The organism is Chitinophaga sp. GbtcB8 (assembly GCF_019091455.1).
Classification (GTDB): domain Bacteria; phylum Bacteroidota; class Bacteroidia; order Chitinophagales; family Chitinophagaceae; genus Chitinophaga.
On the sequence record NZ_JAGXJN010000133.1, the window covers coordinates 1 to 283 of the forward strand.

General features: G+C 41.0%; 1 protein-coding gene. It reads left to right on the forward strand.

The features are described 5' to 3' along the window. Nucleotides 1–226: glycosyltransferase (locus tag KVT36_RS31685; RefSeq protein WP_217607426.1), on the forward strand; the 226-nt coding region annotated here is incomplete at its 5' end. Nucleotides 227–283: the final 57 nt, after the last annotated feature.

Below are 283 nucleotides of genomic sequence, written 5' to 3' on the forward strand. Positions count from 1 at the left end.
TACTAATACGGGAGGGGCAGTGCAGTCCGTGGTACACGGAAAAACCGGATACCTTATCAACGCGGATGTCATACCGGATTTTGTTAAATATTTGACGTTACTTATTGAAGATAGGGATTTGAGAAGTGCATTAGGAACGGAAGCCCGGCATCAATATCTGGCTAGATTCACGATGGATGTGTTTAAAGAAACCTTTTTAGGTACATTTAATTCATTGGTGTTATGAAAGTTCAAGGTCTGATATTAAGCGCAGTTGTACTCATTTCAAGCTGCTGTAAAGCCC